The sequence below is a fragment of the Mongoliibacter ruber genome (assembly GCF_003003005.1).
Taxonomy (GTDB): Bacteria; Bacteroidota; Bacteroidia; order Cytophagales; family Cyclobacteriaceae; genus Mongoliibacter; species Mongoliibacter ruber.
The window spans coordinates 89,630-103,839 of the sequence record NZ_PVTR01000011.1; the positions used below are offsets into that span (position 1 = coordinate 89,630).

Annotated in this window: 12 protein-coding genes and 1 riboswitch; of the genes, 6 read left to right on the top strand and 6 right to left on the bottom strand. The window is 40.5% G+C overall.

The window, feature by feature from the left end; genetic code table 11:
* Nucleotides 1-30 precede the first annotated feature (30 nt).
* On the top strand, nt 31-1,338 hold the full coding sequence (locus tag CLW00_RS17010) for a hypothetical protein (protein WP_245917347.1): 1,308 nt from the start codon (nt 31-33) through the stop codon (nt 1,336-1,338).
* A gap of 4 nt (nt 1,339-1,342) precedes the next feature.
* On the opposite strand, the gene CLW00_RS17015 is transcribed toward CLW00_RS17010, so the two are convergent.
* Nucleotides 1,343-1,897: a RidA family protein gene (locus CLW00_RS17015; protein ID WP_245917349.1), complete on the bottom strand. Its 555-nt coding sequence runs from the start codon at nt 1,895-1,897 to the stop codon at nt 1,343-1,345.
* Between the two features lie 185 nt (nt 1,898-2,082).
* Nucleotides 2,083-2,182: riboswitch (SAM riboswitch) on the top strand.
* Nucleotides 2,183-2,240: 58 nt separating this feature from the next.
* On the opposite strand from CLW00_RS17015, the gene CLW00_RS17020 reads away from it, so the two are divergent.
* The 3 genes from CLW00_RS17020 to metF are packed head-to-tail and all read left to right on the top strand — an operon-like array spanning nt 2,241 to nt 6,944.
* Nucleotides 2,241-3,284, top strand: coding sequence for a homocysteine S-methyltransferase family protein (locus tag CLW00_RS17020; protein ID WP_106134953.1), 1,044 nt, complete (start codon nt 2,241-2,243; stop codon nt 3,282-3,284).
* Entirely contained in the window at nt 3,277-5,988 is a 2,712-nt protein-coding gene (gene metH / locus CLW00_RS17025) for a methionine synthase (protein WP_106134897.1), read from the top strand. The genes CLW00_RS17020 and metH overlap by 8 nt, the downstream gene beginning before the upstream one ends.
* Nucleotides 5,989-5,990: 2 nt before the next feature.
* Nucleotides 5,991-6,944 carry a methylenetetrahydrofolate reductase [NAD(P)H] gene (gene metF / locus CLW00_RS17030; protein ID WP_106134898.1) on the top strand — a complete coding sequence of 318 codons (954 nt, stop codon included), beginning with the start codon at nt 5,991-5,993 and terminating at the stop codon, nt 6,942-6,944.
* Between the two features lie 188 nt (nt 6,945-7,132).
* Here the strand turns inward: metF and CLW00_RS17035 are convergent, their stop codons facing one another.
* The 4 genes from CLW00_RS17035 to CLW00_RS17050 form a co-directional block, all read right to left on the bottom strand.
* The gene (locus CLW00_RS17035) at nt 7,133-7,540 is read right to left on the bottom strand and encodes a DUF4332 domain-containing protein (RefSeq protein ID WP_106134899.1); all 408 of its coding nucleotides are present in this window, start codon (nt 7,538-7,540) and stop codon (nt 7,133-7,135) included.
* 24 nt (nt 7,541-7,564) lie between these two features.
* Nucleotides 7,565-8,017: a hypothetical protein gene (locus CLW00_RS17040; RefSeq protein ID WP_106134900.1), complete on the bottom strand. Its 453-nt coding sequence runs from the start codon at nt 8,015-8,017 to the stop codon at nt 7,565-7,567.
* 343 nt (nt 8,018-8,360) lie between these two features.
* Nucleotides 8,361-9,668, bottom strand: coding sequence for a glycosyltransferase family 4 protein (locus CLW00_RS17045; RefSeq protein ID WP_106134954.1), 1,308 nt, complete (start codon nt 9,666-9,668; stop codon nt 8,361-8,363).
* Nucleotides 9,669-9,712: 44 nt separating this feature from the next.
* Nucleotides 9,713-10,699 carry an aldo/keto reductase gene (locus tag CLW00_RS17050; protein WP_106134955.1) on the bottom strand — a complete coding sequence of 329 codons (987 nt, stop codon included), beginning with the start codon at nt 10,697-10,699 and terminating at the stop codon, nt 9,713-9,715.
* 71 nt (nt 10,700-10,770) lie between these two features.
* On the opposite strand from CLW00_RS17050, the gene CLW00_RS17055 reads away from it, so the two are divergent.
* Entirely contained in the window at nt 10,771-11,160 is a 390-nt protein-coding gene (locus CLW00_RS17055) for a Dabb family protein (protein ID WP_106134901.1), read from the top strand.
* A gap of 49 nt (nt 11,161-11,209) precedes the next feature.
* Nucleotides 11,210-12,550 carry a S41 family peptidase gene (locus CLW00_RS17060; protein WP_106134902.1) on the top strand — a complete coding sequence of 447 codons (1,341 nt, stop codon included), beginning with the start codon at nt 11,210-11,212 and terminating at the stop codon, nt 12,548-12,550.
* A 744-nt stretch (nt 12,551-13,294) separates the two neighbouring features.
* On the opposite strand, the gene CLW00_RS17065 is transcribed toward CLW00_RS17060, so the two are convergent.
* Nucleotides 13,295-14,110: an alpha/beta fold hydrolase gene (locus CLW00_RS17065; RefSeq protein ID WP_106134903.1), complete on the bottom strand. Its 816-nt coding sequence runs from the start codon at nt 14,108-14,110 to the stop codon at nt 13,295-13,297.
* Between the last annotated feature and the right edge of the window lie 100 nt (nt 14,111-14,210).

Consider the following 14,210-nt stretch of genomic DNA (forward strand, 5'->3'; position numbering starts at 1 on the left):
AGCCTTATTTTTGATTCCGCAATGAGACTTATGAGATTTCCAGCACTTATTCTGTTTTTACTTTTGATTTCGCAAGTAGCGCAAGCTCAGCTTGAAAGGGCTACGAGATCTTCCATGTACGTCAACTTTGGGAGGACGGGAGCCAATCTCAGGGAGTTCAACCTTATGCTACAAGATAAAGGCTTGACCCCAATGAGAAAGAGCTATTCAAATTTTGGCTTTGGTTATCAAACCCGATTCAATGATTTTATATTAGGTTTGGAAGTATTACAAAGTTCCGGCCCCGCCTCCAATTTCAACGGATACGAAATTGATTATAGGTCTACTAGATTTTTGTTGAATGTTGGTTTTTCATTTACGGAAGAGGGCCCATTTCAACTGATTCATTATATGGCTATAGGTTCAGGGTCTTTGAACTTCCAGATGTTACGCGAGTCAGACGCCAACTCCATAGATGCATTTCTTCAGCAGCCACAGCAAGGTTTTATTCTCCGTGATGGCAATATTCAGAAGAGTTCGCTCAACATGACTGGGTTTCTCACAGAGATTGGATTCCATACCAGTTATGATTTCCCGATTCCTGGCAGGGATGAGTCACTGGAAATACTGGCCCGTTTTGGATATGCTTTTAGCCCATTTGAAGATTCTTGGAACTTGAACGGGATTAATTTCGGTGCTGCACAGGCAGGTGCATTTTTTAGGGTAGGAGCTGGTATAACCTTACCTGATCATAATTTCTTTTATCGTGATGCTTCGATTGGAGCCCATTTGATTTATGGTTTGAATTTTACCACGCCTGATGCACTGAACAGTAATCTTGAAGAAAATGGCCTACAACCTTTTAGTGGAAGACCAAATAATATTGGATTGAAGATTTTGGGATTCAACAGAAATAAACTCTACGGTGTGGATTTCTATAATCTCGGTCTTTCTGGGCAGGCAAATGAAACCATGAACCATAACCTCAATAGTGTAAGGATTTATGGAAATGCCGGCTTGATACTATTTGACTTGAGAAATATTGAGGTTGGTGTATTAGGTGGATTGGGATATGGGAATCTTCGTTACACCTTGTATTCGCCTAATAAGCCCGACTTTCCAAGCCTATTTGAGCAGCCTGATTTTGACGGATATGTCAGGTCCGCCGGTTTGATGGGCAAACCTGAGCTGATGGTGACTTATGCCTTGCCTACCAATAGGGGCAACTTTTACGACATAATATTTGGTGTGCATGCAGGTTATGAGTTACCACTTACACCATATAATTTCTTAGGCTTGCCTATGTTTAAATATATGGCAAATCCCTACCTACAATTCACCTTAGGTATCAGGCCTTAAGTTGCTATTCCTCAATTTCAACAATTAATTCTATTTCTACCGAGATATCCATAGGCAAAGCATTCATTCCTACAGCTGATCTTGCATGTTTGCCCTTTTCTCCAAATACTTCGACCATGAGATCGGAAAAGCCATTGATGACCTGAGGTTGGTCTTTGAAATCGGAATCGCAATTCACCATACCCAAAACTTTTACGATCCTTTTGACTTTATTCAAGTCACCCAATTCGGCTTTGAGGACAGCGAGTTGTGCCAAACCTACCAGTCTGGCAGCTTCCCGTCCTTCTTCAATAGTCAAATCACTTCCGACTTTTCCGGTAATATAAGTGCCGTCAGCCTCGCTAGGACCTTTACCTGCCAGAAAAAGCAGATTTCCTGTTCGCACTGCATTTACATAATTGGCAACAGGTGCACTGGGATTGGGAAGTGTGATACCCATTTCTTTTATTTTCTTTTCGGCATCCCAGTAGCCGTCATTTACCGTGTCTCCTTCCTTGTAGGAGAAATTACATGAGGCCAAAACGATACATAGCAGGATTGGGAACATTTTTTTTATCATGACTGAAAATTGAAGGTTTATGAATTCAAACATAAAGTACTGTCAGAATTTGGTAAATCAAATTAGAATGGGTGTAAATGGAAAATCCTTAATGTATCTATCTCAATTTTATATAAATGAATAGGAAAAGAGAAGATTTTTGAAAAAACTTGACATAATTCACTTAAAGGCTTTACATTTGAACTTGCTTATCGAGAAAGACTGAGGGAAGGGCCCGTTGAAGTCTTAGCAACCTGAATCCAAGGTGCTAACTCCCATTCCGGAAAAGCCGGAAAAAGATGAGCGAAAGAGTTTTTTCTTTTTCGACCAGTTGTCTCGCATAGGCTTTTTAATATATAAATTGATGAATAGAAGCGAGCAATTACTAAAAGCATCCAAGAAAAGAGTACTTATCCTTGATGGCGCCATGGGTACCATGATTCAACGTTACAAGTTGACAGAAGAGGATTTTCGCACTCCTGCCCTCAAAGATCACCCAAAAGCTTTGAAAGGAAACAATGATTTGTTGTCACTTTCCAAGCCTGAAATAATCAAAGCCATTCATGCTGCATATCTTGATGCAGGGGCTGACATTATAGAAACCAACACTTTCAGTGGCACCTCCATTGCCCAGGAAGATTATGCACTTCCGCACTTGGCCTATGCCATCAATTTTGAATCTGCCAAAATTGCCAGAGAGATTGCAGAAGTTTATACCGAGAAAAATCCAGATAAACCTAGGTTTGTTGCAGGTGCTATAGGGCCAACAAACAGGACAGCATCCATATCCCCTGATGTGAATGACCCAGGATATAGAGCGATTACATTTGATCAGTTGTCAGAGGCTTATCAGGAGCAGGTAAAAGGGCTTCTAGATGGCGGGGCGGATGTGCTTCTGGTAGAAACAATTTTTGACACACTCAATGCAAAAGCTGCCCTTTTTGCTATCCAGGAAGTATTTGAAGAAAGGGGAATCCCATTAAATCCAGAAGAAGGGGGAGTTCCTGTGATGATTTCAGGTACTATTACTGATGCCTCTGGTAGGACACTTTCAGGCCAGACTACTGAAGCTTTCCTGATTTCCGTGTCGCATGTACCCCTTTTTAGTGTTGGTCTCAATTGTGCTTTGGGAGCAAAGGAACTTAGACCTTATTTGAAGGTGCTTTCAGACAATGCGCCTTTTTTGGTTTCTGCATACCCTAATGCAGGATTGCCCAATGAATTTGGACAATATGACCAAGGTGCAGAAGAGATGGCTGCACAAGTAGAAGAATTTCTTAAAGAAGGTTTTGTGAATATCCTCGGAGGTTGTTGTGGAACTACACCTGAGCATATTTCGGCCATAGCAAATGCAGCTGCGAAATATAAGCCCCGCACTGTGGAACTAGAAAATATAGGAGATGAGTAAAATCCAAAAACATAATACGTTAAGACTTTCAGGTTTGGAGCCTCTGGTGTTTACGCCTGAGCTGAACTTTGTAAATGTAGGGGAAAGGACCAATGTGACCGGCTCTAAAAAGTTTGCCCGGCTAATATTGAATGGCCAATACGATGAAGCGCTAGAAGTGGCCTTGGATCAAGTCCGTGGAGGTGCCCAGATATTGGATGTCTGCATGGATGAAGGAATGCTCGATGGTGTAGCTGCTATGGAGAAGTTTTTGAACTTGATCGCTTCAGAGCCTGAAATCAGCCGAATTCCCATTATGATCGACAGTTCCCGCTGGGAAATAATCCTGGCAGGATTGAAGTGTGTCCAAGGAAAAGGTATAGTCAATTCCATCAGTCTTAAAAATGGAGAAAAAGAATTTTTCCATCAGGCCAAAACCATCAAAAAATTTGGTGCAGCTGTGGTTGTGATGGCATTTGATGAGAATGGACAGGCAGATACATACAAGAGAAGAATCGAAATCTGTAAGCGTAGCTATGACCTATTGGTGAATCAAGTGGGTTTCAATCCACAGGACATCATATTTGATCCAAATATTTTCCCTGTAGCTACAGGGATGGACGAACACAGGAAAAATGCACTTGATTTTTTCCATGCCACACAATGGATCAAACAGAATCTTCCAGGCGCTAAAGTCAGTGGGGGAGTGAGTAATGTGAGTTTTTCTTTTAGGGGAAATAATACAGTAAGGGAAGCCATGCATGCTGCCTTTTTGTATCATGCGATCCGTCATGGGATGGATATGGGAATTGTGAATCCGACCATGTTGGAGATTTATGATGACATACCAAAAGATCTTTTACAAAAAGTAGAAGACGTATTCTTTGACCGTCATGAAAATGCCACTGAGGAATTATTGGAATTTGCGGAGACAGTCAAGCAGACCGGCAAGAAAGAAGCTGTTTCGGAGCTGTGGCGTGAAGATCCGGTAGAAAAAAGAATAGAGCATGCCCTTGTTAAAGGCATTATAGACCATATCATTGAAGATACTGAAGAAGCAAGATTGCAGTTTAAAAATCCCCTAAAAGTAATAGAAGGGCCACTGATGGACGGTATGAATGTGGTAGGGGACCTCTTTGGGGAAGGTAAAATGTTTTTGCCCCAAGTGGTAAAATCTGCAAGGGTAATGAAAAAAGCTGTTGCTTATTTAGAACCATTTATGCCCAAAATCGGTGATGCAGATTACAATGCAGAACAAAGCAGTATCAAAAAGATCCTCTTAGCCACCGTCAAAGGTGATGTTCACGATATCGGGAAAAACATTGTAGGTGTGGTTTTGGCCTGCAACAGCTATCAAATCATCGATCTTGGTGTAATGGTAGATGCCCAGACGATCATTGATGAAGCCATCAAGAACAAAGTAGATATCATCGGCTTGAGTGGATTGATTACGCCATCTTTGGATGAAATGGTCTATGTAGCTTCTGAGATGGAAAGACAGGAGCTAAAGATCCCATTGTTGATCGGTGGTGCCACAACTTCACGGATCCATACAGCGGTAAAAATCGACCCAGTGTATTCCGGAACAGTGATCCACGTAACAGATGCATCCAAGTCTGTTCCGATCGCAGGGGAATCGATCAGTGAGGAAACACGAGATGATTATCATAAAAAGATCAAAGAAACTTATTTGCAACTCAGGGTAGAGCATGAGGCGAAGCAACAGGTCAAGCAATTGGTGAGCTATCAGGATGCAAAAGCCAATCCTGTGTATATTGATTGGGAAAATTACCAACCAGCCAAACCAGCCATTTTGGGTTTGACAGATATGCAAGAATTGGATTTGGAGGTTTTGAGAAAATATATAGACTGGACTCCGTTTTTCAGTACTTGGATGTTGAGTGGTAAATACCCCAAAATTCTTGAAGACTCGGTTGTAGGTACTGAAGCTCAGCGCCTTTTCAAAGAGGCCAATGCTATGTTGGATAAAATTATCTCAGAAAAATGGCTTCAGGCCAAGGCAGTTGTCGGTTTATTCCCTGTAAAAAGAGTTGGAGATGATGTCAGGGTTTTGGATTTAGAAGAAAATGAAACAGCGTTTTCGTTTCATTTTTTAAGACAACAAGGCAAAAAAGGAAAGGGAGTGCCAAACAGGTCTTTGGTAGATTACCTTCATCCTGAGGCCATTGATTACATGGGGGGGTTTGCCGTGACTGCAGGTTGGGGTATTGAAGATAAATTGAAGCAATTCCAAGAGACCTTCGACGATTATCAAGATATCATGCTCAAGGCATTAGCAGATCGTCTGGCAGAAGCTGGAGCTGAATACCTTCACTCCCTTGTCAGAAGGGAGCTTTGGGGCTATTCTTCTGATGAAAATCTGCAAAATGAAGATTTGATCAAGGAAGTTTATCGTGGAATCAGACCGGCACCAGGGTACCCTGCCTGCCCAGAACATTCAGAGAAAAAGACCTTGTTTGAATTGCTTCAGGTAGAAAAACAAACCGGAATCACCCTCACGGATAGCTTTGCCATGTATCCAACTTCTTCGGTAAGTGGATTTTACTTTGCCCATCCGGAAAGCAAATATTTTGGATTGGGAAAAATAGGAGAGGATCAAGTCATCGACTATGCACTGAGAAAAGGAGTATCGCAAGCCCAAGCCGAAAGGTGGCTGTCTCCCAATCTAGCATATAATCCATCATTAGTAGTACAAGAAAATTGACCATGAAAATCACAGAATATATCAATCAGGCTGACAAGCCACTGTTTTCATTTGAAATCCTACCCCCGCTTAAAGGCCAAAGCCTGAATGACCTCTTGGTGGGAATAGAACCCTTGATGGAGTTCGAGCCACCCTTTGTGGATGTTACCTATCATAGAGAGGAGTTTATTTATAAAAAACATCCAAATGGTCTCTTGGAAAAAGTAAGTACCAAGAAACGCCCGGGCACGGTAGGCATCTGTGCGGCTATCATGAACAGGTTTCATGTAGAGGCAGTGCCTCATTTGCTATGCGGTGGATTTACCAAAGAAGAAACGGAAAATGCACTTATTGACCTGAATTTTATCGGAGTTCAAAATGTGCTTGCCCTTCGAGGAGATGCTCCAAAGAATGAGGGTAAGTTTGTTCCCGAACCAAAGGGGCATGAGTTTACCACGGGATTAGTACAGCAGATTATAGGGATGAACCATGGTAAGTACTTGCATGAGGAAACAGAAACCAGTTTTCATACTGATTTTTGTGTAGGAGTGGCGGGTTACCCCGAAAAGCACTTTGAGGCACCAAGCATGAAGTTTGACTTGAAATTCCTGAAAGAAAAAATAGATGCAGGTGCGGAATATATCGTCACTCAGATGTTTTTTGACAATGAGAAATATTTTGATTTTGTTAAAAAAGTCAGGGCCGCAGGTATTGACGTTCCTATTATACCGGGTTTAAAACCAATTACAACGATTGGGCAGATTACCATGTTGCCGAGAACATTTTTCCTTGACCTTCCGGATGATCTTTTGGATGATTTAATGAAGTGTAAAACCAATGCTGATGTCAAGCAAGTAGGTATAGAATGGGCAATACAACAGAGTAAAGAATTGATTGCCAATGGTGCTCCTGTTTTACACTATTATACTATGAGCAAGGCAGACACTACTTATAAAATCGCTAAAGAGGTGTTTTGATTGTTAGGGTTTAAAACAAGATAACATGTGAATAAGGTGTTTCGTCTGTTTTTACACAAAGTCCTACTCTGGATATAAATTTGGATGAAGGCGATTATCGGAAAAGTAGCTTAATATTATATCAAAAAAGAGCCTTGTCACGAATTCGTAACAAGGCTCTTTTTCCATTTTGAGAGATATACGATATCTCAATGCGTAACTACAGGGGGTAATTCTTTCGCCTGGTTAATGAAGTTTTCAACCTGAGAAAGAGCAGGTACTACTCTTGTAAGTTTCTTCTCAGCATTTTTCTCTGTCAAAGCTTTATGAAGGTTTTCTGGGTTTCGGTTTCTCAATTCTTTTACTGTATCCACTCCTGTTGCTTTCAAAAGTTCTGCAAATTGACTAGCAACGCCTTTGATTCTAAAAAGGTCGGCCATATTTACCCAAACAAGGATTCTACTTTCATCTAGTCCTGAAGCTTCAGCGATTTCTTTCCTTCCTTTTTTGGAGGCTCCTTTTTCTAATAGTGCTCCCACAGTAGTGATGCCTGCCAGACCTAGTTTTTCCTTAAATACTGGTCCGATACCTTCGATATCTGTGATTGTTTTTGCCATTTTTTGAATTTTTATAATTTGTGATTACTTAAAGAAACTTCCAATCCCCTTCTTGATTGCGTCAGCTGCACTTGATTTGACTCCATCTCCTAGCGCAGATCCCAGCATCTTTGTTAAATCTGTTTTGTCAAAATCTTTTGATCTGTCACCTTTTATTGCCGATAAAATTTTTGGTAATACAAAATTTGCAATCATTGATGATTTCTCTGGAGATAAACCTAGTTTGCTTGAATAGGACGAAGTCAAGTTTGAGATAAAACCAGTGTATACAGCATTTGAGGAAAGGTTTTGGCCTTGATTGAGCATGCCCAAGATCCCATTTACATCACCATATCCAAATTGTCTTGTGAGGGAGCTCAGTAGAGTATCTTTAGTCGTGGAAATAGCCCCAGATGCTTCTTCACTGGTTAGGTTGAATTTATCTGTTAGCCCCGTTGTAAGTTGGGGAGCAAGGCTACTGATTACTTCTTGAATCATTTTATTGATATTTATATTGAAATAGTTTTTTAAATGAAGTCAGTGATAATCACCAGCTTTTCATTTTCAATACACAATATTAATTTAATGAGGATGTCTAGCAGTATTTTCCAATACGCATATCTACTCAACTAAAAATGTTTTTAAATCTTGTGGGATCCTTAAAAGCAAAGTAGTTTTGATTGGTTTAAAATCAGTGGTTAACAACATACTTCCAGGTTCAAAAAGTTTTATTGTCTTTAAAAAGCCAGTTTTCTTTCCGGGTGAGAAAACACCTCATTGGAGCATAACCAAAACTTGATTTCAAGATTGACTTCAACTCAAATAAGCATTCAATATCAAATCAAGAGAAGGAATATTCATGTTGGTCCAAGAGTTTGGATAGATCAGCTGTGAGGTTTTTTCTGGAATATTTAAGGATTGAGGGAGACAATTGAAACCTTCCGGGAATTGCAAAGGCATTTAAATATTCCTCTATACCCTTTATATCTTGATGTGAATATACTTGTCCAGCTTTACTTTCATTCAAAATATGAGCACTATCCCCTTTTGGATCACCTAAGGCAAGAACAGGTCTTCCTGTCGCCATATATTCAAAAAGCTTTCCGGGAATATTCCCTTTTGCATTTTTTGTATCTGTCAGAATCAGCAAAAGCAAGTGAGACTTTTGATAAAAATCAAAAACAGCTTTATGACTGACATATCCTTCAAATACCACCTTTTCTTTTAGCCAAATATCGGCCTCTACATATTGGATAACCTCCTCAGATACTTTCCCCACAAAGCGTAGAATGGCTTTTTTTTCACTCAATTCGAATACTGACCGAAATGCATTTAAAAAGGGGATAGGATTCCTGATGGCATCTATCACCCCTGTATATAGGATTTCTATTGTTTCAGATTTTTCATTGCTCTTATCAAAAAAATCAACCGGAATATCAGATTCATCATAACCGTTGGTGAGTAATCTGATTTTTCTTTGGGAAAGGTCTTCGAACTCTTTTTGAAACGTCGGTGAGATAGTCAGGATTTCATCAGCTTTTGACAATACTTTTTGCTCCAAACGTATGTGTCTAGACCTTGCCCATTTAGTCATAGGTAGGGTGTCTAAGAATTCCCATTTGCTCCACGGGTCACGAAAGTCAGCAATCCATGGAATACCTGTCTTTTCCTTCAGCTGAAGACCAATCAAGTGCATGCTATGGGGTGGTCCTGTGGTGATGATGCATTGAAACTGATTTTTTTTGATCAAATCCACCAGGAAGTTTACAGATGGCTTCACCCAAAAAATCCTTGGGTCCGGAATCAATACATTGGCCCTAGCCCATAGTCCCAACCGATCTGTTACCGACTTGTCTTTTTTTTCCAGGATTTTTTCTGGTTGTTCAAGTTTGTTTTTTTTAAGTGAGCGAAACAAACCATAAGGCTCCCAAATAGGAAATTTTAAAATTTCCATCTGAGGAGAAACTTCCTCCAGAAGGCTAGGATCTTTGAGCGCAAAGTCGGGGTTTTCCGGAGTGAAAATAACAGGTTCCCAACCGAATTCTGGTAGATATTTTGCTGTTTTCAGCCACCTTTGAACACCTGATCCTGCAGAAGGAGGCCAGTAGTAAGTGATGATCAGGACACGTTTGTTTGGTTTTGTGCTCAAAGTCAAGGAGGGTTAGGGGCAAGAAGGGTTTTATATTTGGGAGATTACCAGTTGGGATGAATTTCGGATCTGAAGTATTGGTCATAGATTGCCTTTACCTTTGCCATTTTTTCTGCGGAAATAGAGGGAAGGTTCATTGCCTTTAGGTTTGCTGAAACCTGCTCAACTTTAGAAGCACCGGGAATGACAGTGCTCACTTCAGGAAACATCAAAACCCATCTGATAGCCCATGAAGCCAAGCTTTCATTGCCTTCAAATAGTTCTTTCAATTGTTCTACTGCTTCCAACCCTTTTTCAAAGTCAATTCCTGAGAAGGTTTCGCCTTTGTCAAAGGCTTCGCCGTTGCGGTTGAAGCTTCTATGGTCTTCTGGGTCAAACATTGAATTGGTAGTGAGTTTCCCTGTAAGTAAACCACTTGCCAAAGGCACCCTTACAATGACGCCAAAATCTTTCAGCTCAGGCAACACAAATAACTCTTCGGCTGGCTTGTGCCTGAACATATTGAAAATGATTTGAATGCTTGACACGATTTCATAATTCATGGCCGTTTTCGCTTCACTGACTTTTTCCACGCTGACGCCCATGGCCTGAATTTTACCTTCTTGGATTAGGTCTTCAAACAGCCTGTATATTTCATCTCTCTGATAAACGGAGCTTGGAGGACAATGAAGTTGGATGAGGTCAATGGTGTCCAATCCTGTATTTTTCAAAGATGCTTCCACATATTTTCTCAATACCTGTGGCGTGTAACCTTCATTGACATGTGGGTTGATCTGTCGTCCGCATTTGGTAGCCACATATATATATTCAGACCTCTCCCTGATTGCTTTTCCAACAGCAGCCTCACTTAGTCCGGCATCATAGACATCGGCTGTATCTATAAAATTAATACCTTGATCAATGGCTGAATGGATAATTTTGCTTGCTGCCTGATGGTCAAATGTGCCTCCCCAGCCTCCCCCGACTTGCCAAGTGCCTAAGGCCACCTCTGATACTTTCCAATCTGTTTTTCCAAACTTCCTATGCTTCATCATAATAGTATTCGCTAAAATTTCAGGAAGCAATTTAAATTTTTATATTTAATGCCTTTAATAATATCACCATGAAATCAAGAAGAAAATTTCTCCAAACCTTAACCGTTGCAGGTGCAGCGGCTACTTTACCTATTTCAATTATGGCACAAGAAAACAAAAAACAAAAAATGATTCATCAGGTTTACTTTTGGCTGAACTCCGGTGTGGATACGCAAGATTTTATCAAAGAAGCATCGGCGTTGGGAAAATGTAAATCAGTTGGAAAGTTTTATATAGGTACTCCTGCGCCCACAGAAGCAAGGGATGTAGTTGATCACAGTTATCAGGTAGCTTGTACGTTGTTTTTCGATAGTATCGAAGATCAAAACGAATACCAAGTAGACCCACAACACTTGGCCTTTATAGAGAAAAATTCTACAAAATGGTCATCTGTCAAGGTTTATGACACCGTGATATGAACCGAACCCGCACTTTGATACGTTCATAGGTTAAATAAAAATAGTAAGAATGAGTAATTTCCGCTTGCCCCTTTGGAGCCTGATGCTGGCCATGATGCTGGTGTTGGTTTCCTGTAATCCAGATGATGAGGATGTAAATCCCACAAAAGTTCAAAATGTTGTCCACAAGGCCATCTATGATGTCATGAATGACTGGTATTTATGGAATCTCAATATGCCTCCAAACGTAGACCTTACTGGCAATATGAGTAATCAAGAATTTCTTGAGCAACTCAGGTATACCCGATTGGACAGGCAGGGATGGACATATATTACCACACAAGAAGCCTTCAGGGCTGCATTTACAGGTCAGGTAAGTGGCGCTCATGGATTCAGAATGGCAATGGACGCAGAAGAAAGGCTGTTTATAGCCTCTGTCATCAAAACAGGTCCTGCGGGACAGGATGGCTGGCAAAGAGGTTGGCAAATCCTTGAAATCAATGGTAAGCCAATTAGTGAATTCAGAACTTCTACAGGCTACAGGATTGACACAGGTCCAAATGATGTAGGTGTATCAAATACATTCAAATTCAAACTTCCTGACGGTAGCGAGACTTCCCGCACCATTACCAAACAGTCTTTTGGAGCTAATTCAGTAGCCTTTGAAGATGTATATGAAATTCAAGGTAAAAAAATCGGTTATTGGGTATATGAAAACTTCAGAGCTAGTCCAAATGTAACGCCAACGAAAAGTTTAGAAGTTGAAGAATCCTTCCAGAAGTTTATGGCTCAGGATATCGATGAATTGGTCATTGACTTGAGGTACAATGGAGGAGGCTCTGTAGACGTGGCTTTGCAAATCCTGAATTATATCGTACCTGCGAGTGGGGATGGAAAAGTAGCCTATACATACAGGTACAATGAAAAACAGTCAACCAACAACAGGACGACTAATTTTACAAAAAATGGTAGTCTGTCCTTAGATAGAATAGTAGTCATCACTTCTAGAGGTTCCGCATCAGCTTCCGAGTTGCTTATTAATAGTCTTAGACCCTACATGACAGTAGTAGTGATTGGGGACAATACGTATGGTAAACCTGTAGGTCAATTTCCTCTTTCCTCATTCAGCAGGACTTTAGTAGAAAATAACGTAGAGGTGGTACCGGTAACTTTCTCGTTGGCAAATGCCCGAGGAGAGGCTGATTTCTTTGAAGGATTTAGCCCCAATCAAATGGTAGGTGATGACCTTACCAGAAATTGGGGTGATACCGAAGAGGCTAGATTTGCAGCTGCCCTTAATTTTATAGTTAATGGTAATGTATCGGCAAGGATGCTTAATACATACTACAAACCAAAATGGGAAATGATAGACCAGTTTGAAGGTTTAGAAAAAGAATTCCCGATGTTTTAAAGAGAGGCGAGAAGCGAGAGATTAGAAGCGAGAAGCGAGAGTCGAGAAACACCTGTCAAGACAAGACGAAATGCCATCGGCATGACAGATATAATAGCCCGGCAATTTATTGCCGGGTTTAAATATCAAGTGTGTTTTTTCAAAGTACCGTAGGCCTAAAAGTGAAATGATTAAAGGTTTCACGCAACGGACGCAACGATAAAAGCAGCGTCCGCAGCGAAAAAAATAAATCCGCATTTAAAGTATATCCCTCGTTGTGATCGTCGCGAATCTCTTAGCGCTCTCTGCGTGAAAAAACAAAAACCTTCGAGGTCAAAAAAGACCTCAAAGGTTGGCAGCCACCTGACCTTTGAGCCCCGATAGTTGGGGTTCAGAACCCCGAAGGCCTAAAAGTGAAATGATTAAAGGTTTCACGCAACGGACGCAACGATAAACGCAGCGCCCGCAGCGAAAAAAATAAATCCGCATTTAAAGTATATCCCTAGTTGTGATCGTCGCGAATCTCTTAGCGATCTCTGCGTGAAAAAAACAAAAAAACCAGCGGATGCAATTCCGCTGGTTTTTTATTTGCTTTCCAGTATCTTTTTGAAGTTTTGTAGTCCGGTCTCAAAATCATCACCAATCATTTTTTCCATGTCCATTACAAGCAGCATGGCATTCATAGGATAAGCCATGTGTCCATCAAAGCCCCAAAGAACCTTGGTGCTGTAATTATCTATTGTAAAGTGAATTTACGCATTGAATTTAAAAAATATCCCTTATCTCTCCTGAATTTTTGATGAAGTCAAATGTGTCTTCTACAAGTGTATTGTGACCACTGGGAAGTTCTAAGTTTTTAAGATGAGGAATTTTGGAACTGAAACGATCGAGATTTTCTGAGGTAACCATTTTATCATAAGTTCCTGTGATCAAGATGATGGGTTGCTGATGAAGCCTAAGCATCTTGATAATCGACCCCAAGTCAGGCTGCATAGGTTTGAATACATTCCAAGTAAAATATACCTGAGCGCGTTTGGTTCGGGTCTGCATCTGAAACTTGACAAATTTCACCAAACTACTTTGTAATAGGCCAATCTTATACAAGCCATCTATGGTTCTGAAAAAGCGGTCGGGATGAAAGACCACATGTTTGAAAACTCTGTTCAAGATACCGGGGAAAGTAGCCATATTGTACCAAAATCCTGTTTTTATACCATCAGGAGCCATTAGAAGAAGTGACTTGATGTAATTTGGGAAAAGCTCATAGGTGATCAAACTGAATTTTCCGCCCATGGAATATCCTATCAGGTGAAATTCTTTGAAAGACTCATCTGCCATCAATTGAAGAAGGATATCCTTCCATGCTTCCTTGGTCAATTTATTGGTAATTGATCTCCAGCTGCTTTCGCCGTGATAAAAAATATCAATGAATAGGAAGCTTTGATTTTCTTTTCTGATTTGTAAAAAGGGGTGATAGATTTTTCGATTTTGACCAAATCCATGGAAAAACAAATATACCTCTGGCCCATTGCCCTGTCTTTCATAAGCTAAACGCCCCAACGTTGTCTCTAAAAATTTCATGTGAATGTATCTGCGCTTGGTACAGTATAAATGTACTCTTTTTAAATCCTTTCTTGAATCTATTCACAAAACATCAAGGTGCATTGTCCATTATCGAACG